Below are 18174 nucleotides of genomic sequence, written 5' to 3'. Positions count from 1 at the left end.
TTAGGCCCTTTCTGTTTAGAAACCAATTCACAAGAATAATGCTTCTTTAAAACTAATTCTACGCATTCTAACTTAAATGCATAATCATACTTGACTTTTCTTTCCATAAAAATACCCCCAAATAGTGTCTAACTTTTTGGGGGCAGTCTAATTGAGGATTTTTTTACTTTTCTACAGATTCTTTTACTTTTTTTGCGCCTTCTTCCACTTTTTCAGCTCCTTTAGCAATAATGTGTTTTGCTTTTTCGCCTACTTTAGAAGAATCAATTGCTTTTTTAGCTTTTACTTTTGCCGAATCTGCGGCTTGTTTTAAATCGGCTCCAACGGCTTCAGAAGCTTCTTTTACTTTTTCTTTTGTTTCTTCTTTGCAAGAAAATAACATAGTTGCCAGTGCAATTGCTAAAAATATTTTTTTCATGGTTGAATTTATTTTACGAAATAAAATTACAAAATTAATGCCAATGGAAAGTGAAATATTTTTTGCCAAAAAGTAATTACTTAATATCGTTGTTTTTCTTAATCTCTTCTACTTCTTCCTTGGCATCTTGTAATGTGGTAGCTTCTAATTTTAATTCTACTACATGAATTATTTCGGCATATTTTGATGGTTTTATAGAACTTCCAAATTCAATGGCATAGCATTTTGCAAACAGCGCTCCCAAGTACAAAATTACAGACGAATAATAAACCCAAACCATAATAATGACTAATGAACCCGCTGCTCCATAAATGGTTCCTAATGACGATTGAGAAATGTAAAACGAAATTAAAAACTTTCCAAACATAAAAAGGATAGCAGTTGTAAACGAAGAAACTCGAACCTGTTTCCAAGTGATGTTGGCATCGGGTAATATTTTGAAAATTACTGCAAAAAGTAATGTTATTACCGTTAAAGTTACCAATGTTTGTCCAATGTAAACAGTATAAACAGCAGCTTCAGAAAAATGCGCAAATAGTTTTTGGTTCAATGAGTCTAAAATGGCTGATAATCCTAAAGAAGCCAATAAAATAAATCCCAAACTCCCAATTACCCCAAAAGAAAGTAATCTGGATTTAAAGTATAACCAAAAACTAGAACGTTTTTTAAGTCGAATTCCCCAAATAGAATTAATAGAGTCTTGAATTTCTGCAAAAACTGAAGTTGCACCTATTAATAAAGTTATGATTCCAATGAGTGCAGGAAATCCACTTTTATTTGAAATGGCAATATTTTTAATCATTTCTTGCAATTGAATAGCGGCTTTTTCGCCTAAAAAATCTTTAATTTGAAGAAAAACCTCACCTTCAATTGCATTAGTTCCAAAAAAAAGCCCCACTACATATAGTAAAACCATAAGTAGTGGAGCCATTGAAAATACGGTTGTGTAGGCTAATGAAGCACTTTTTTTCATGATTTTATGTTCTCCAAATTCGGAAAATGTGGAATGAATTACATCCCATAAATCTTTGTAGTACGCTTCTCTAACTCCTTTCAAAATAGATTATGCCGAAATCGTTTCGACTTCTTTATCAATTTTATTTACTAATCCTACTAATACTTTTCCTGGACCAACTTCTGTGAAACTCGTTGCACCATCTTTAATCATTTGTTGTACCGATTGCGTCCATTTTACTGGAGCTGTTAATTGAATGATTAAGTTTTTCTTGATTTCATTCGCATCAGAAACAGCGCTAGCAGTAACATTTTGATACACTGGGCAAATTGGAGTTGAAAAAGTAGTAGCTTCAATTGCTGCCGCTAATTCTTCTCTTGCTGGTTCCATCATTGGTGAGTGGAAAGCACCACCAACAGGTAAAATTAAAGCACGTTTTGCACCTGCTTCTTTCATTTTTTCGCAAGATAATTCTACCGCTTTGTATTCTCCAGAAATCACTAATTGTCCAGGACAGTTGTAATTTGCAGCTACCACAACACCATCAATAGAAGCACAAATATCTTCTACAATTTTATCATCTAAATTCAAAACCGCAGCCATTGTTGAAGGTTTAATTTCACAAGCTTTTTGCATTGCCAAAGCTCTTTGAGAAACTAATTTTAATCCGTCTTCAAAAGATAAAGCACCGTTTACTACTAAAGCAGAAAATTCTCCTAAAGAATGTCCAGCAACCATATCTGGTTTTACGTCTAAAACTTTGGCTAAAATTACCGAATGCAAGAAAACCGCTGGTTGGGTTACTTTAGTTTCTTTCAATTCTTCAGCAGTTCCTTCGAACATGATATCTGTGATTCTAAAACCTAAAATATCATTGGCTTTTTCGAATAATTCTTTTGCTAAAGGTGAGTTTTCATATAAATCTTTACCCATTCCTGTGAATTGAGCTCCTTGACCTGGAAATACGTATGCTTTCATGTTTTTAGTTTAAAAGTTTAAGGTTTATGAGTTTAGAAGTGAAACTCAAAACTTCAGCAAAAATAACATTTTTATTAGAATTCAGTAGAATTTACAATTTCCAATAATTGATTTTTATATTCCGGATGGATAATGCCATTTACTACATCAAAATTTTCGTAGAAACTTGGTAAAGAAAAACTGCCTTTTACAATTCCACCTTGAAACGGAAAACGTTTTGAAGCAATTTCTAAAACCGAGCTTCCACCACGAACACCAGGAGAAGTAGCTAATAACAACATTGGTTTTTCTTGAAAAGTTTTAGCGTTAATTCGCGAAGTCCAATCTAAAATATTCTTAAAAGCTGTGGAGTAATTTCCATTATGTTCGGCAAACGAAATTATGATTAAATCAGCGCTTCCTAATTTGCTGTAAAATTCTTGTGCTAACGGGTGAATGCCGTTTTCTTTCTCTTTATCAACAGAGAAAACAGGCATTTCGTAATCGTTTAAATCTAAAATTTCTACCGATGCATTTTGAAATTGATTTGCAGCAAAAGTTGCCAATTGTTTATTGATGGATTGCTTGCTTGATGAAGCTCCGAATGCGATGATTTTTTTAGTCATTCTTGTTCAAATAATACGTTAATGCTCCCGAAGGACATTTGTTTACGGTTTCAATAATTTTTTCTGAGGTTGAATTATCAGGAGTAATCCAAGGTTGTTCTTTTGGTTTAAAAACATCTGGATTATTTTTAACACAATTAGCAGAATGAGAACATTTTCCAGACTGCCATACAATGGTTACTTCACCATTTGTATATTCTTTTTTTAGGTTTTTTGGATCCATGATTCTTAGTTTTTTGGTTGTTGCATTAATATAAAAACCTGCAAGATTTCAAAACCTTGCAGGACATAATTATAGAACGTCTCTAAACTCTGGTGTTTTGTCAAAAACACTTTTCGCAAACGGACATAAGGGTAAAATTTTGAGTCCTTTTTCTCGAGCGAATTTAACAGCTTTGGTTACCATTTTTTTACCAAAACCTTTTCCTTCATTTCCTGGATTCACTTCCGTGTGGTCGATGATAATTTTATCTTCGCCAGCAAAAACAAAGGTCATCATAGCTTCCTGTTTGCCTTCAATTTCAATGTAAAAAGCACCTTTGTTATCGTTTATTCTAATTTGTACTTCACTCATAATTTAATTTTTTACTGCGACTAACTACTGCGACTGCTAACTAATTACTGTTCCATCGGAATTTCCATTACCAAAAATTTCGCATTTGAATTCGCTTTGATTTCAATTTCATTGGTTTCCCAAATTCCGATTGCATCTCTTTTTTCTAATTTTTCTCCGTTAACTTCGATTTCACCCTCAATATTCATGATGTAAAATCCATTGCCTTCTTTTTTCAAATTTATTTTTTTTGAAAAACCGTTGTCAAAATCACTCAAATAAAACCATGCATCTTGATGAATCCAAACACCAGCATCATCTGGATTTGGAGATAATATTTGAGCGAAATCATTTTTCTCTAACGATTTATCTAAGGTAATTTGTTGGTAGCGTGGTTCAACATTGCGGTATTTTGGAAACAACCAAATTTGAAACAATTTTGTGTGATGATTGTGATTCGGATTGAATTCACTGTGTTGTATTCCCGTTCCAGCACTCATTACTTGAATGTCGCCACTTTTAATAGTTGTACCATTTCCCATGCTGTCTTTATGAGCCAAATCGCCTTCTAACGGAATGGTGATAATTTCCATATTGTCGTGTGGATGTGTCCCAAAACCCATTCCAGCAGCAATCGTATCGTCATTCAAAACGCGAAGCATTCCAAATTGTACTTTTTTTGGGTTATACCAATTGGCAAAGCTAAAACTGTGATACGCATTTAACCAACCATGGTTAGCATGACCTCTTTCATTCGCTTTATGTACTATCGTTTTCATATCGTATAAATTTAGTAATTATTATGATACAAATTTACACCCATGAATAGGGAAGAGCACTTAACCTAGATTAAGAAATTATCGTATTGCAGAACGATGTTCTACATCTAAAATTTCATAAATAATTTTTAAGTGATATTTTACTGTGTTTTCAGAAATAAAAAGTTTGGTTGCTATTTCTTTATTGGTTAAACCAATACGAATAAGTTCAATAATTTCCTTTTGACGATCGGTTAAATTGTAGTTTGATAAATTTAAACTTGCATTTCCTTTTTCGTCTAATGCTTGGGTCAAACGTTCAATTTCATTGTGAATTCTTGTGTTCTCTTTTTCAACTAAAATTCTTTTTGCCTTATTCGATTGGTATAATCTAAGGGCAAAATACAATAGAAGAAGTAATGATATAATAACACCATATAATATGTAATCTATATATTTTTCGTTTTGTTCTTTTAGCTGTCTATTCTCGTCTTCTAATTTTTTTTCAGCTAATTCTAACTTTCCATTGGCATCGGTTGCATTGTAATATTTTACTATGGAATCATATTTTTTTTGTGTAAAAAAAGCATTTTTATAATCCTCATTTTCTTGAAATATGTTTCGCATTACTTGATACAAATACAGTTCATATTTTACCTTATTGTATTTTTTTGCTAATAATAGACCTTCTTTAAAAGCAGTATCACGCTTTTCAAAAAGGTTCATTTTATTATAAAGCTCCATTTTTTTACCATAAATATTGGGTAAATTCTCAGGAGAATTTGCTTTAACTAATGTTGCAGCTTCATTTAGTAATTGTTCTGATTTTGCATAGTCTTTCTTTAACATTTTAATATAACCATCTTGCATAATAATCCAAGATTGTGTGGGAATTGATAAATGTTTGAAATTTAATTTTCTTAATTGAGTTATCAAAGCTTCGGCTTTTGGATAATCTTGCGTATCAAAATAGACAAAGCATTTTTCAGCAGCAATAGTATTTTTAACCTCTTCTTTTTGGTCACTTTGCAAGCCTTCAGCAAGAGCTAAATCTAACTTATGTAGTGTTTTTGTATAGTTAAATAACCGTTTGTATGTAAAAGACTCTAATAAGTAGGCATAATATTTTTCATAATGAGTGGATTGCTCATTTGTAATTATTTCATTTAATACTGCAATCGATTTTTCATATTGCAAATTGTCATTTAAAGTTTTTATTTGAATTTCTAATTTTTTGAGTTTTTCAGATTGCCCAAAAGATTGAGTAAAAACAAATAAAATTAAAAGCAATGAGGGGAAATGCTTTTTTATCATACCTAAAAATTTTCTCAAAGATAAAAAATGAACAATTAATTGTGTAAAATAAGTATTGATTTTAAAAAATTGATTGTCAATTATTTAGTCATAACTACCCATTGGGTAGTCGTAAAAACTACCCATTAACTACCCGTACAAAATTAGATTTTAATACAAGTCTTGCTCAACTTTGTAGCAAACAAAATACAAATGAAATTTTTAGAACGTATTAAAAACCATTTGCGACTTTTTTCCATTAAAAGAAATGAGGCGATTTACACCTGCATTCAAAATGACATTCCATTGACGGATGAAAATATCAAAGAAGTAATGGGAATTTTAAAACAAAAAAATAATCAAAGTAACAAAACAATTCAAAAACAAAATTCATAAACAATAACCCTTAAATTAAAACGAAATGAAAAAAATTTTTACTATTTTATTTTTAACATTTAACTTTTTATGTTTTTCACAAAACATAACAATTTCTGGAGCAGGAACAACTAGCGTAAATGGCACTTACACACAAAATGGTATGCAAGCAGGAAAACCAATATATTTAGGACCTAACACTAATTATATTAATTGGACAGGAAGTTTTTGGCTAATTAGATCTGCTAACGCTGTTTATTACTACTCTGCAGACAATGTGGCAACACCTGACTTGGTTACAACCTGGAATTTAGATGAAGATGGTATTCTGCCAGTTCCACAAGTTACAACTTTATCTATTATAGGTTTTAACAAAGACCATGTGAGCATTTTTCCGAACCCTACCACAAATTCAATTAACATATCAGGCTTAACAAATACAGAAAGTTATACTATATATGATGTAATGGGAAGAACCTTATTAAACGGGATATTACCTTCTAACAATACTATTAATCTTGAAAACTTTACAAATGGAAATTACTATTTAAAGCTTTCAAATGGTTTAACTTATACAGTTGTAAAAAAATAATAACTTGAAAAACATAGAAAAATATCGTTTAGAAATTCTATTATTTATTTTATACACTGGTATAATTTATATCATATTATCTTTTTTTATTAACTAATTATGAACCCAATGAAAATTAAAAAACTACTCATTGCCACACTTTTACTAGGTGCTTTTCAAACACAAGCACAAGAAGCCGTAGCTACTTCTGGAGGTAATGCTTCTGGAACAAATGGAAATGTGAGTTACACAGTAGGGCAAGTGGTATACACAACCTACACCGGAACAACCGGTTCAGTAGCACAAGGTGTGCAACAACCTTTTGAAATTCAAACTGTGTTAGGTGCAGAGAATTTCAACATTAACCTGCAATTAGCAGTGTATCCAAATCCTACAACCAACTGGTTACAACTTGAAGTACGAAATACAGATTTCTCTAATCTTTCGTATCAATTATTCGACTTAAACGGAAGAATGATTTTGAATGAAAAAATTACTGCCGAAACATCTTCTATTCAAATGGAACGCTTACCAGCAGCTATTTTTTTATTAAAAGTTGTTAGTAACAACAAAGAAGTGAAAACGTTTAAAATTATTAAAAAGTAAGCTATTATTAAAAATTTTAAAAACTTTGTATTAAGCCTATCAGCACTATTTTTTAGTAATTTTTCTAATGCACAATTTACTGTAAGTACATTTGCAGGTTCTGGTACTTCTGGATTTGCAAATGGAACAGGTACAAGTGCCACTTTCAATGCTCCAAATGCTACGTGTGTAGATAGTAACGGAAATGTATTTGTTGCTGATTTTGGAAATAACGCTATTAGAAAAATTACCCCAGCTGGTGAAGTAACCACTTTTGCAGGTAATGGTACTGTAGGTTCTGCTAATGGTACAGGGACAGCTGCAACATTTAATAGTCCCAGAGGTATTGCTATCGATGCACAAGATAACATCTATGTTGCGGATACAGGCAACCATTTGATTAGAAAAATAACGCCAGCTGGTGTTGTGTCAACTTTTGCAGGTAGCGGTACTCAAGGTAATTTAAACGGTACAAGTACAACGGCAAGATTTTCATTTCCTAATGGCTTGGTGGTAGACAGTTCTGGCAATCTGTTTGTAACTGATAGAGGTAATTCTTTAATCAGAAAAATAACTTCAGATGGGGTAGTTACTACTTTTGCTGGTGGTGCAAGCCTTACTATCACAATTGACGGTACAGGAACAGCTGCAGGTTTTACTGGTATATGGGGAATTGCTATTGATAATAATGGAAATTTATATGTATCACAAAATACTAATCATGTAATAAGAAAAATTACTCCTGCTGCCGTTGTAACTACTTTTGTAGGTACAGTAGGTACTTCAGGCTCTGTTAATGGTACAGGTACTACAGCAACATTTAATGGACCACTTTTTTTGTGTATTGATAATGATAATAATATTTATGTAACTGAATTAAATAATAATAGTGTTAGAAAAATTACACCTGCTGGTGTTGTAACCACTTTTGCAGGTCTAAATGGTATCGGAAGTACAAATGGTTCTGTATCAGTTGCAAAATTTTCAGGACCTGTTGGTATAACTAGAGATACCTCTGGAAATTTCTATGTGTCAGAGGCTTCTGTACATAGAATTAGAAAAATTTCGGATTCTTCTTTAAGTATCTCAGATATTTTTTTAACAAATAATATAATTACATATCCAAATCCAACAACCAACTGGTTACAACTTGAAGTACGAAATACAGATTTCTCTAATCTTTCGTATCAATTATTCGACTTAAACGGAAGAATGATTTTGAATCAAAAAATTACTGCCGAAACATCTTCTATTCAAATGGAACGCTTACCAGCAGCTATTTTTTTATTAAAAGTTGTTAGTAACAACAAAGAAGTGAAAACATTTAAAATCATTAAAAAAGAGAATTAATCATGAAAAAAATTTACACATTAATTATATTTTCTTTCTTAACATTACAAACGTACGGAATGAATTTATTCGTGCAAACACCTAATAATGGAACCATTTCATTAGATGTAGAGCCATCCGATAGTGGAGAAAATGTTAAGAACAAAATATTTGATCAAATTTCAATTCCAGTTATAAACCAAGTCATATCTTGGAATGGTACAACAATTCAAGACGGTCAAACACTTGCTGATGTTGGTATTGTAACTAATAACAGAACAATTGTATTAACTGTTACAACCACAATTCAAGTACCTGAAAAAATGAGCTACCAAGCCGTAGTACGTAACACTACCAATAATTTAGTCATCAACCAACCGGTAGGCATGCAAATTAGCATTTTACAAGGTTCGGCAACAGGTACAGCAGTGTATGTAGAAACGCAAACCCCAACCTCAAATGCAAACGGTTTAGTAAGCTTAGAAATAGGTGGTGGTACTGTAGTTTCAGGTACTATGGCTGGAATAAACTGGGCAAACGGACCATATTTTATAAAAACAGAAACAGATATAGATAACAACACATCTTATGACGTTACATCTACAAGCCAATTATTAAGTACTCCTTATGCCTTATTTGCTAAATCTGCGGGAACTTCAACTCCTTCTGGCTTTACCCATTACCTTGGCGAAGCCTTTAACGGTGGTATTATTTTTTACCTATACAAAGGTAGCGATGGTTTAGAGCACGGGCTTATAGTTGCCCTTACCGAAAGTACAGCGCAATGGCAATCATCTGCCACATTAGTAAATGCCAACCGTACCGAAGATGGAGCATTCAATACAGCTTTAATGACAAATAGCCCAGCGGCTACATACATTGCAGGTTTAGGTGCAGGTTGGTATTTACCAAGTATTGACGAATTAGGATTATTGTATTATAATCGTTATAGTGTACAAAAAGCCTTACGTGCAGGAGGTAGCACGCTACTTTCAAGTACAGCTGGTTATTGGAGCAGTACCGAGTATACCGCAGCCTATGCGTACCTCTTCGACTTCTACGTTGGTTACGCCAACATCAATAATAAGACGGTTACGGGCACCGTGCGTGGAGTAAGGGCTTTTTAACAATTTATCTATTTAACCATTTTACTAATACCGCGAAGCGGTCGATTTTTTGCACAGCTACCGCACGAATCCTTTCGTGTGGTTCATTTAACAAAAAATTATAAACCAAAACAGCATCAAGAAACACAAATTATAATGCTAATTTTAAACCGAAAAACGAGTCAGCAATGGCTCGTTTTTATTTTTTCAGTAATCGCGCTTTCATCTTACTAAAAAATTCAGGCGTTACACCAATGTAAGAGGCGATTTGTTTTTGTGGTACTCGTTGAACAAGGGTAGGGTATTTAGAACAGAATTTTTCAAAACGTTCTTCGGCAGTTAAACTCAGGTTATCCATCAAACGTTCTTGATGGGCTACTAATGAATTTTCTGCTAAAATTCGGAAGTAACGTTCTAGTTTTGGTATTTCTTTGTAAAGTATTTGATGTTTTTCTTTTGATATAAGTATAATTTCAGCATCTTCAATAACTTCAATAAATAAATTGCCTGGTTTTTCCGAAATATAGCTGTACATATCACCAATCCACCAACCTTCGCAAGCAAAATGTAATACGTGTTCGATAATGTTATCATTAATATTGAAACTTCTCAAAATTCCGGAATTCACAAAATACGTGCAAGTCGCCACTTCGCCCGCACTCAATAAAATGGTTTTAGCTTTGAATTGTTTGGTTTCAGTTTTAGACAAAAACAACTCTTGCTCTTCAGGAGTTAGCGTAACATGTTTGGCGATATTTTCTAAAATAGATTGCATTACTTCAAAAATACAATTTAATTTTGGCATTATAGAAAGAAAAAACCGATGTACAATACATCGGTTTGTTTCTTAATGAAAATGATCTTCTTCTATTTCGAATTCGGCATCTTTTTCCCAAATTTCCATTTCGCAAGGTTTGCAATTGAATTTTAATTTATATTCTAATTCGCCTTGTTTTAAAACTAAAGGTTCTTTTAGTTTTTTGTCCATATTTTCACGATGGTATTTTGGACAACGCTCCAGTTCATATTTGATGCAATATTTGGTTGTCATTACACGAGATTTTCCTGGATCCCATTGTAATTCGAATGCTTTTTCAATTTCGGTTACTCCATGACGTTCGTAGAATTTACGAGCGGTTTTGTTGGCAACATTGTACATAAAATCCAATTTCGTTTCTGGATAAGGATGTGATGTTTTTTCCAATTGATGTTCTTTTCGAACATAATTTTTTAAACGAATTTCCGATAATTGTTCGTAAACCGTTCTTCGCATTTCATTTATTTTTGAAATAGGTAAAAACCAATTTCCAGAAAATTCAATCGTAATTTCATCAGCTGTATAAGGTGTAAAACCTGTTTTTGCTAAGTTGATTTTGAAATTCTCTGCTAAAGATTCGTTGTTTTTTGTTTGTTCTTTTGGGTGAACCAAATGTACAACGCTTACATTCCCGTCTTCGTCAGTTGCAATTAATTCGAAACCATTTTCGTTTTCGGTCATTAATAAAGTAGTACTGATTTTTCGAACCGCACTATCTTCCCGCTCTACTAATTTAATGAAAGCCGCATCATTATTTCTGTAAATGAAAGTACCTTCTTTGATTTCTTTCAATACGTTTGGATAAACGATTCCGTTTTCGGCAAGGTTAACGTAAATTCCTTCGGCTTCGTTGTTTTCGTTAATGAAACATAATCCGTCGCCATTATTTAATAATTCACCATTTTCAATTACGTATGAATTTCCAACCGTTTTAATCAGTTTTCCAATATATTGCCCTTTTGATTTTGGACTTTCCCAAGAACCAATGGCTTGATGTCTTTCGTTTACAAAATAATCAGTGTAACCACGATTGAACGTTCTATCTAATGAAGAATCAAACAAATACGTACATTTTCCAGAAGAAGCTTTGCTGTATTTATCGCTGTTTTCGTTCAAGAAAGCATCTAATTTCTGACGCAAATACGAAACGTTATTTTTTACATAAACCATATCTTTCAAACGACCTTCAATTTTGAACGAAACAATTCCGGCTTCCACTAAATTTGGAATTTGGTTCGAAACATCAAAATCTTTAATCGAAAGTAAATGACTGTTTCGGATTAAAGTATCGCCATTTCCATCAATTAAATTATAAGGTAAACGACAGTTTTGTGCACAAGAACCACGATTTGCCGAACGTTCGCCATTGGCAACACTCATATAGCAATTTCCGCTAAACGAAACACATAAAGCACCAGTAACGAAAAATTCTAATTCCACATCAGAAGCTTCACTTATTTCTTTAATTTGATGCAAGTTTAACTCACGTGCTAAAACCACACGTTTGATTCCGGCATCCGCTAAGAATTTAATTTTATCGGCATCACGATTGTTGGTTTGCGTACTAGCATGCAATACGATAGGTGGCAACTCCATTTCCATAATCGCCATGTCTTGAATGATTAAAGCATCTACGCCAATATCATACAATTTCCAAATCAATTGACGACAAGGTTCTAATTCGTTATCGTATAAAATCGTATTAATAACTACAAAAACCTGAGCATTAAACAAGTGCGCATATTTTACCAATTCGGCAATATCTTCCACAGAATTGGTAGCGTTTGAACGAGCGCCGTATAAAGGAGCACCAATATAAACCGCATCGGCACCACTATTTATGGCAGCAATTCCTTGTACTAAGTTTTTTGCAGGTGCTAAAATTTCAATCTTCTTTTTCATATGTTCTGACTATAATTTTTCAGATGTAACATATGGAATCGCTTTTTTTTAATTTGTAATTGCTTACGCAATCTTTTTTAGTGGCGATTTCATTTGTAAATCTTTAATCTTTCGGGATTTGCCGAAAAAAAGTGTGCAAAGTTCTTATAAAAAATCCAAGATTTCTAATTCTGATTTGATTTTTTTAAATGAATCCCTTTTTTAGCCACGGATTATATGGATTTTCACTGATTCTTTTTAATTATTTTTAATCCTTAAATCCTTGTAGGAAAACATAGTTGAATTTTACTTTTCAAGAATTTAGGGCATAAAAAAACACGAATTACACGAATTTACACCAATTAATTCGTGCCAATTCGTGCAATTCGTGTTGAATTGTTTTTTTCTTTTTTTAAGAAACCGCTTCTTTGATTCTTCTCATAGCTTCTGTCAATAAAGCATCGCTTGTTGCGTAAGAGAAACGAATACAATTTGGATTTCCAAAAGCGTCTCCTGTTACAGTCGCCACATTTGCTTCTGCTAATAGGAACATTGAGAAATCAGTAGCGTCTTTGATTAATTGACCTTTCAATGTTTTTCCAAAGTAAGAAGAAACATCTGGGAAAACATAAAACGCACCTTCTGGAACATTTAATTTAAATCCTGGAATTTCTTTTACCAATCCAACAACTAAATCTCTACGATTTTTGAAAGCTGATACCATTTCGTTTAAAACGCTTGGGTCTGCTTCAACTGCGGTAATTGTAGCTCTTTGTGCAATAGAATTTGCTCCAGAAGTAACTTGTCCTTGGATTTTTGTACACGCTTTTGCAATGAATTCTGGAGCTCCGATGTAACCAATTCTCCATCCTGTCATTGCGAATGCTTTTGCAACTCCATTAACTGTGATTGTTCTTTCTAACATTCCTGGTATAGAGCCAATACTGCAAAATGTTCCTGAAAAGTTAATGTGTTCGTAGATTTCGTCAGAAACTACATATACGTGTGGGTGTTTTTCCAAAACTTTAGCTAAAGCTGTTAATTCTTCACGATTGTAAACCGAACCACTTGGATTACAAGGCGAACTGAACCACATCATTTTTGTTTTTGGTGTGATAGCTGCTTCTAATTGTTCTGGTGTAATTTTGAAATCGCTTTCAACAGAAGTTGGAACTTCAACTGGGACACCACCAGAAAGTTTGATGATTTCGTAATACGAAACCCAATATGGAGCTGGAAGAATTACTTCATCACCTTCGTTTAACATTACTTGTGCAATGTTATATAAGGATTGTTTTGCTCCTGTAGAAACTACAATTTGTGATGGTTTGTAGTCTAAATTATTGTCTCTTTTGAATTTTTTGCAAATCGCCTCTTTCAATTCTAAGTAACCTTCAACAGGCGTGTAGGTGCTGTAGTTTTCATCAATAGCTTTTTTTGCAGCTTCTTTAATGAATTCAGGAGTGTTGAAATCTGGTTCTCCTAAACTAAGGCTGATAATGTCTTTTCCTTGTGCTTTTAATTCTCTTGCCAAAGCTGCCATTGCTAATGTTTGTGAAACAGCTAAGTTGTTGATTCTGTCCGATAACGGGTTCATTGTGTGTTAGTTATTATAGTTAATACAAAAGACGCGAGGAATCGCGTCTCTTACTTTATTATGCTAATTGTGGTTTTCTTCCTAATTCTCTCAAATGTTTGAAGTGAGAAGCGATTGCCGCTCGAGTGGTTTTAAACTCATGATATGGTAAGTTGCATTCTGCTGCTGTTTGTTTTACAATTTCAGCAATTTTATCATAGTGAATGTGACTGATATTCGGGAAAATATGATGTTCAATTTGGTGATTTAACCCGCCAGTGTAATAATTTACAATCCAGTTTTTTGGTGCGAAGTTAGCCGTTGTAAACAATTGGTGAATGGCCCAAGTGTTTTCGATTTCTCCGTTTTCATCTGGCATTGGATTTACTGTGTCTTCTACTACGTGAGCTAATTGGAATACAACACTCAAAATTAATCCTGCAGTATAATGCATTACAACGAATCCTAATAAAACTTTCCACCAAGTAATTCCTAAAATCATTGGTAATACTAACCAAATTGAGAAGTAAATCGTTTTAGTTATAATTAAAGTGGTCCATTGAAAAGCAGGACTTTTTGCTTCTCCGTAAGATAATTGTCTTTTTAAATAACGTTTCATCTGTAAGAAATCTGTAGTGATAGCCCAGTTGAACGTTAATAATCCGTATAAGAAAACAGAATAATAATGTTGAAATCTGTGGTGGCTGTACCATTTAGCTGTTTTAGAAAAACGTAAAATTCTTCCCGCTTCTAAATCTTCATCATGACCAATGATGTTCGTATACGTGTGGTGTAAAACATTGTGTTGTACTTGCCAGTTGTAAACATTTCCAGCTAAGATATAGATACTTCCGCCCATTAATTTGTTTACCCAAGATTTGGTAGAGTAAGCACCATGATTACCATCGTGCATTACGTTCATTCCAACTCCTGCCATTCCAACTCCAATTACTACGTTTAATAATAAATATACCCAAAACGGCATATCCATAGCTAACAGGAAGAAATAAGGTGTTAAGAAAAGACCGAACATTACAATTGTTTTTAAATGTAATTTCCAGTTTCCAGTTTTGTTGATTTTATTTTCTTTGAAATAGTCGTTTACTCGTTTATTTAAAGTTCTGAAAAATTTCAGATTGTCCTCTTTTGAAAAAATCGGGGCTGTGGTATTCATATATTGTGAATTCAAATTTCGTCAAAGATAATTATTATAATTTTTTCATTTATGATATTCGTCATTTTTTATTCACTAAAAAGCGTATTTTTGTGTAAAATTTAACGAATGGAAGCCATTTTAAAGCAATTTCCTGATTTATCTGATAATCAAATACTTCAGTTTCAAAAATTACAAGGTTTATACGAAGATTGGAATGCCAAAATTAATGTAATTTCACGAAAAGATATCGACGAATTATATACGCGTCACGTTTTACATTCACTTGGGATTGCAAAAATTATCGAGTTCCGCCCAGGTTCTAAAATTATGGATGTGGGAACAGGTGGTGGTTTTCCTGGAATTCCATTGGCAATTTTATTTCCAGAAGTTGATTTTTATTTGATTGATGTAATTGCGAAAAAAATCCGTGTAGTGAATGAAGTAGCTGCTGGTTTAGGATTAAAAAACGTAAAAGCCGAACAAAAACGTGCCGAATTAGTCAAACAAGAATTTGATTTCATCGTAAGTCGTGCGGTTACCAATATGCCTGATTTTGTAAAATGGGTCGATGATAAAGTGGCTAAAAAACAAAATCACGAATTAGCCAACGGAATTTTATATTTAAAAGGTGGCGATTTAACCGAAGAATTGGTAGCTTTTCCAAAAGCAACTCAATACAATTTATCCGATTTCTTTTCAGATGAGTTTTTTGAGACTAAAAAAGTGGTGCATTTGCCGTTGAGGTATAAGAAGTAGTGATTAGTGAAAAGTAATTAGTGATTAGCTATAAAACACAAAACCCAATTCTCAACTGAAAATCGGGTTTTTTATTTTTACTTCGTACTTCGAACTATCCTAAAAACGGATATTTATAATCTTCTGGTGTTACGAAAGTTTCTTTAATAGTTCTAACAGAAGCCCAACGCAATAAGTTTTGAGATGAACCTGCTTTATCGTTAGTTCCTGAACCTCTAGCGCCTCCAAATGGTTGCATTCCTACAACAGCACCTGTTGGTTTGTCGTTGATGTAGAAGTTTCCTGCTGCATTTTGTAAAGCAACGGTTGCTTCTTCTACTGCATAACGACATTGGCTAAATACCGCACCAGTTAAAGCATATTCTGAAGTTTCGTCTACTAATTTTAATGTTTCAGACCATTTAGCATCTTCATAAACATAAATAGTAACTACTGGTCCGAATAATTCGGTTTCCATTGTAGTATATTTTGGATTTGTAGTTAAGATAACTGTTGGTTCAATGAAATACCCTTTTGATTTGTCGTAATTTCCTCCCATAATTACTTCAGCATCGCTATCGTTTTTAGCTTGGTCAATGTAACGCGCTAATTTGTCAAATGAAGCTTCTGAAATAACAGCTGTAATGAAATTGCTCATATCTTCTGGAGAACCCATTTTCATTGAAGCTAAATCTGCTTCTAAATTAGACTTAACTGCTGGCCATAAACTTTGTGGAATATAAACACGTGAAGCAGCACTACATTTTTGACCTTGGAATTCAAAAGCACCACGAGCAATTCCTACTGCAACTTGCGCTGCGTTTGCTGATGGATGAGCAATGATGAAATCTTTACCACCAGTTTCTCCAACGATTCTTGGATAGGTTTTGTATGTAGCGATATTGTTTCCAATCGTTTTCCAAATGTCATTGAAAACACCAGTAGAACCTGTAAAGTGAACACCAGCTAAATGTGGACTAGATAAAACTACGTCAGAAACCATACCAGAATCACCCATTACCATATTGATAACACCGTCTGGCAAACCTGCTTCTTTGAAAACTTGCATAATCACATTAGCAGAATATACTTGTGTTGCCGCTGGTTTCCAAACTACCACATTCCCCATCAATGCAGCACTTGAAGGTAAGTTACCTGCAATAGCTGTAAAGTTAAAAGGAGTAATGGCATATACAAAACCTTCTAATGGTCTGTATTCAACACGATTCCACATGTCTGATGTAGAAGCGGGTTGGTCTGCGTATATTTTTGTCATGAATTCTACGTTGTAACGTAAGAAGTCAATTAACTCACAAGCCGAATCAATTTCTGCTTGGTGAATGGTTTTTGATTGTGCAATCATTGTCGCAGCATTGATTTTAGCACGATATGGACCTGCTAATAATTCAGCCGCTTTTAAGAAGATACTAGCGCGGTTTTCCCAAGATAAAGCCGCCCATTTTTTACGAGCTTCTAAAGCTTCTGTAATTGCTTTTTCAACTAAAGCTCTGTCTGCCTGATGATAAACACCTACAATATGTTGGTGATCATGAGGTGCCGACATTTTTTTAGTATCGCCAGTTTTGATTTCTTCGCTACCTATATATAATGGAACTTCAACTTGAGAATTCCACATAGTTTTATATGTTTCTGCAACTTTTGCTCGTTCAGGAGAACCTGGAGCGTACGATTTTACGGGTTCGTTAACCGCTTTTGGGACATTAAAAAATCCTTTTAACATGGTGTTGTATTTTGAGATTAGACAATTTTGTACTTCGTTTTACGAAAAAATCGTAAACGATTACAAAAATACAAAGTATATTTTGAATTATTCATTTTATATAAAATTATGCTCTTTTAGTTTTAGTCTAAACATTAAAGAAAATGAATAATCTGGTTGGGCGAATAATCTTAAAATATTAATTTCGTAATCGTTTATTTGTCTTTTTTCTTCATTTGTTTTTTTTAATATTTCAATAAGACATTTTTCAAATTTTCTAAGCTCTTTACTTCTCAAAATATTATAAGTATCTTTATCTAATTTGTATTTTTTGATAGTATTTAACCCAATTTCAGTTCTGCCTCTTATACATTCGTCTTCAAAAGAGAGATGGTTTTCAATTATATCATCTGTATGAATAAAAGGATTTAAAGTGGTATCGTTTGGTAAATTAGTATTACTTGGTTTGCCTTGGTTTGAATCTTTGTGTGATAGAAATAAGTTATCCCAATTGAAAGCTAGATTTTTATTTTCAGAAACTTCTACATAATGGTCAACTTGCCCTTCAGTTTCTGTTGCAAATTTTACTTCACTATAGAAACACTTTTTATAACTTATGTTATGCAGTTGGGTTCTTATTTCTAAATGACTATATTTAGAATTATCAGGTCGATCTTTTCCAGATATAATAAAAGATTGAGTCCAACTTATCTCTCTTTGTTCTAAAATATTTGGTTTAGGTAATCTTACTAAATATCTCATA

Annotated in this window: 20 protein-coding genes and 1 pseudogene; 7 read left to right on the top strand and 14 right to left on the bottom strand. The window is 33.1% G+C overall.

Features of this window, described 5'->3' with window-relative positions:
• Positions 1-163: 163 nt before the first annotated feature.
• From ACE3PD_RS06460 to ACE3PD_RS06425, 8 genes are all read right to left on the bottom strand, one after another.
• Positions 164-418: a hypothetical protein gene (locus tag ACE3PD_RS06460; RefSeq protein WP_374400703.1), complete on the bottom strand. Its 255-nt coding sequence runs from the start codon at positions 416-418 to the stop codon at positions 164-166.
• Positions 419-494: 76 nt separating this feature from the next.
• Complete coding sequence (locus ACE3PD_RS06455; protein WP_291265614.1) at positions 495-1475, bottom strand: YihY/virulence factor BrkB family protein; 981 nt, start codon at positions 1473-1475, stop codon at positions 495-497.
• A gap of 6 nt (positions 1476-1481) precedes the next feature.
• Positions 1482-2351 (bottom strand): ACP S-malonyltransferase, encoded by an 870-nt coding sequence (gene fabD, locus ACE3PD_RS06450; protein WP_374400701.1) that lies wholly within the window; start codon positions 2349-2351, stop codon positions 1482-1484.
• A gap of 74 nt (positions 2352-2425) precedes the next feature.
• Positions 2426-2956: an NADPH-dependent FMN reductase gene (locus ACE3PD_RS06445; RefSeq protein ID WP_374400699.1), complete on the bottom strand. Its 531-nt coding sequence runs from the start codon at positions 2954-2956 to the stop codon at positions 2426-2428.
• Positions 2949-3179, bottom strand: coding sequence for a (4Fe-4S)-binding protein (locus tag ACE3PD_RS06440; RefSeq protein WP_374400697.1), 231 nt, complete (start codon positions 3177-3179; stop codon positions 2949-2951). Before ACE3PD_RS06440 ends, ACE3PD_RS06445 begins: the two co-directional genes overlap by 8 nt.
• A 69-nt stretch (positions 3180-3248) precedes the next feature.
• A complete protein-coding gene (locus ACE3PD_RS06435) occupies positions 3249-3530 on the bottom strand; it encodes a GNAT family N-acetyltransferase (RefSeq protein ID WP_374400695.1) in 282 nt (93 codons plus the stop codon).
• Between the two features lie 44 nt (positions 3531-3574).
• Complete coding sequence (locus ACE3PD_RS06430) at positions 3575-4288, bottom strand: pirin family protein (protein ID WP_374400693.1); 714 nt, start codon at positions 4286-4288, stop codon at positions 3575-3577.
• Positions 4289-4366: 78 nt separating this feature from the next.
• Positions 4367-5581, bottom strand: coding sequence for a helix-turn-helix transcriptional regulator (locus tag ACE3PD_RS06425; RefSeq protein ID WP_374400691.1), 1215 nt, complete (start codon positions 5579-5581; stop codon positions 4367-4369).
• A gap of 192 nt (positions 5582-5773) precedes the next feature.
• Between ACE3PD_RS06425 and ACE3PD_RS06420 the strand changes: the two genes are divergently transcribed.
• The 6 genes and pseudogenes from ACE3PD_RS06420 to ACE3PD_RS06395 all read left to right on the top strand — a co-directional run bounded on the left by ACE3PD_RS06420 (position 5774) and on the right by ACE3PD_RS06395 (position 9547).
• Positions 5774-5956 (top strand): hypothetical protein, encoded by a 183-nt coding sequence (locus tag ACE3PD_RS06420; RefSeq protein WP_374400689.1) that lies wholly within the window; start codon positions 5774-5776, stop codon positions 5954-5956.
• A gap of 25 nt (positions 5957-5981) precedes the next feature.
• The gene (locus ACE3PD_RS06415) at positions 5982-6527 is read left to right on the top strand and encodes a T9SS type A sorting domain-containing protein (RefSeq protein ID WP_374400687.1); all 546 of its coding nucleotides are present in this window, start codon (positions 5982-5984) and stop codon (positions 6525-6527) included.
• Between the two features lie 108 nt (positions 6528-6635).
• Positions 6636-7112 carry a T9SS type A sorting domain-containing protein gene (locus ACE3PD_RS06410; protein WP_374400685.1) on the top strand — a complete coding sequence of 159 codons (477 nt, stop codon included), beginning with the start codon at positions 6636-6638 and terminating at the stop codon, positions 7110-7112.
• Between the two features lie 3 nt (positions 7113-7115).
• A pseudogene (locus ACE3PD_RS06405) lies at positions 7116-7487 on the top strand (hypothetical protein); the annotation flags it as partial.
• The gene (locus ACE3PD_RS06400) at positions 7488-8441 is read left to right on the top strand and encodes a T9SS type A sorting domain-containing protein (RefSeq protein WP_374400682.1); all 954 of its coding nucleotides are present in this window, start codon (positions 7488-7490) and stop codon (positions 8439-8441) included.
• A gap of 2 nt (positions 8442-8443) precedes the next feature.
• On the top strand, positions 8444-9547 hold the full coding sequence (locus tag ACE3PD_RS06395) for a ubiquitin-like protein (RefSeq protein ID WP_374400680.1): 1104 nt from the start codon (positions 8444-8446) through the stop codon (positions 9545-9547).
• 178 nt (positions 9548-9725) lie between these two features.
• On the opposite strand, the gene ACE3PD_RS06390 is transcribed toward ACE3PD_RS06395, so the two are convergent.
• The 4 genes from ACE3PD_RS06390 to ACE3PD_RS06375 all read right to left on the bottom strand — a co-directional run bounded on the left by ACE3PD_RS06390 (position 9726) and on the right by ACE3PD_RS06375 (position 14974).
• A complete protein-coding gene (locus ACE3PD_RS06390; protein WP_374400708.1) occupies positions 9726-10301 on the bottom strand; it encodes a Crp/Fnr family transcriptional regulator in 576 nt (191 codons plus the stop codon).
• 72 nt (positions 10302-10373) lie between these two features.
• A complete protein-coding gene (locus ACE3PD_RS06385) occupies positions 10374-12245 on the bottom strand; it encodes a U32 family peptidase (protein ID WP_374400678.1) in 1872 nt (623 codons plus the stop codon).
• Between the two features lie 391 nt (positions 12246-12636).
• Positions 12637-13821 carry a pyridoxal phosphate-dependent aminotransferase gene (locus ACE3PD_RS06380; protein ID WP_374400676.1) on the bottom strand — a complete coding sequence of 395 codons (1185 nt, stop codon included), beginning with the start codon at positions 13819-13821 and terminating at the stop codon, positions 12637-12639.
• Positions 13822-13879: 58 nt separating this feature from the next.
• The gene (locus ACE3PD_RS06375; protein ID WP_374400674.1) at positions 13880-14974 is read right to left on the bottom strand and encodes a fatty acid desaturase; all 1095 of its coding nucleotides are present in this window, start codon (positions 14972-14974) and stop codon (positions 13880-13882) included.
• 108 nt (positions 14975-15082) lie between these two features.
• Between ACE3PD_RS06375 and rsmG the strand changes: the two genes are divergently transcribed.
• A complete protein-coding gene (gene rsmG / locus ACE3PD_RS06370; protein WP_374400672.1) occupies positions 15083-15712 on the top strand; it encodes a 16S rRNA (guanine(527)-N(7))-methyltransferase RsmG in 630 nt (209 codons plus the stop codon).
• A gap of 94 nt (positions 15713-15806) precedes the next feature.
• Here rsmG and pruA read toward each other — a convergent pair whose 3' ends face one another.
• Both pruA and ACE3PD_RS06360 read right to left on the bottom strand, forming a co-directional pair.
• Entirely contained in the window at positions 15807-17432 is a 1626-nt protein-coding gene (gene pruA / locus ACE3PD_RS06365; protein WP_374400670.1) for an L-glutamate gamma-semialdehyde dehydrogenase, read from the bottom strand.
• A gap of 96 nt (positions 17433-17528) precedes the next feature.
• Positions 17529-18173, bottom strand: a complete 645-nt coding sequence (locus ACE3PD_RS06360) for a hypothetical protein (protein WP_374400668.1) — start codon at positions 18171-18173, stop codon at positions 17529-17531.
• Position 18174 lies beyond the last annotated feature (1 nt).

The sequence above is a fragment of the Flavobacterium sp. genome (assembly GCF_041911335.1).
GTDB lineage: Bacteria > Bacteroidota > Bacteroidia > Flavobacteriales > Flavobacteriaceae > Flavobacterium.
Note: the sequence above shows the minus strand (reverse complement) of the source record. Positions and strands in the feature narration are given on the sequence as shown.

Excerpts from the sequence above, each read along its gene's own strand:
- ACE3PD_RS06460 (WP_374400703.1), bottom strand. The coding sequence starts at position 418 with ATGAAAAAAATATTTTTAGCAATTGCACTGGCAACTATGTTATTTTCT.
- fabD (WP_374400701.1), bottom strand. The coding sequence starts at position 2,351 with ATGAAAGCATACGTATTTCCAGGTCAAGGAGCTCAATTCACAGGAATG.
- ACE3PD_RS06445 (WP_374400699.1), bottom strand. The coding sequence starts at position 2,956 with ATGACTAAAAAAATCATCGCATTCGGAGCTTCATCAAGCAAGCAATCC.
- ACE3PD_RS06440 (WP_374400697.1), bottom strand. The coding sequence starts at position 3,179 with ATGGATCCAAAAAACCTAAAAAAAGAATATACAAATGGTGAAGTAACC.
- ACE3PD_RS06435 (WP_374400695.1), bottom strand. The coding sequence starts at position 3,530 with ATGAGTGAAGTACAAATTAGAATAAACGATAACAAAGGTGCTTTTTAC.
- ACE3PD_RS06430 (WP_374400693.1), bottom strand. The coding sequence starts at position 4,288 with ATGAAAACGATAGTACATAAAGCGAATGAAAGAGGTCATGCTAACCAT.
- ACE3PD_RS06425 (WP_374400691.1), bottom strand. The coding sequence starts at position 5,581 with ATGATAAAAAAGCATTTCCCCTCATTGCTTTTAATTTTATTTGTTTTT.
- ACE3PD_RS06420 (WP_374400689.1), top strand. The coding sequence starts at position 5,774 with ATGAAATTTTTAGAACGTATTAAAAACCATTTGCGACTTTTTTCCATT.
- ACE3PD_RS06415 (WP_374400687.1), top strand. The coding sequence starts at position 5,982 with ATGAAAAAAATTTTTACTATTTTATTTTTAACATTTAACTTTTTATGT.
- ACE3PD_RS06410 (WP_374400685.1), top strand. The coding sequence starts at position 6,636 with ATGAAAATTAAAAAACTACTCATTGCCACACTTTTACTAGGTGCTTTT.
- ACE3PD_RS06395 (WP_374400680.1), top strand. The coding sequence starts at position 8,444 with ATGAAAAAAATTTACACATTAATTATATTTTCTTTCTTAACATTACAA.
- ACE3PD_RS06390 (WP_374400708.1), bottom strand. The coding sequence starts at position 10,301 with ATGCAATCTATTTTAGAAAATATCGCCAAACATGTTACGCTAACTCCT.
- ACE3PD_RS06385 (WP_374400678.1), bottom strand. The coding sequence starts at position 12,245 with ATGAAAAAGAAGATTGAAATTTTAGCACCTGCAAAAAACTTAGTACAA.
- ACE3PD_RS06380 (WP_374400676.1), bottom strand. The coding sequence starts at position 13,821 with ATGAACCCGTTATCGGACAGAATCAACAACTTAGCTGTTTCACAAACA.
- ACE3PD_RS06375 (WP_374400674.1), bottom strand. The coding sequence starts at position 14,974 with ATGAATACCACAGCCCCGATTTTTTCAAAAGAGGACAATCTGAAATTT.
- rsmG (WP_374400672.1), top strand. The coding sequence starts at position 15,083 with ATGGAAGCCATTTTAAAGCAATTTCCTGATTTATCTGATAATCAAATA.
- pruA (WP_374400670.1), bottom strand. The coding sequence starts at position 17,432 with ATGTTAAAAGGATTTTTTAATGTCCCAAAAGCGGTTAACGAACCCGTA.
- ACE3PD_RS06360 (WP_374400668.1), bottom strand. The coding sequence starts at position 18,173 with ATGAGATATTTAGTAAGATTACCTAAACCAAATATTTTAGAACAAAGA.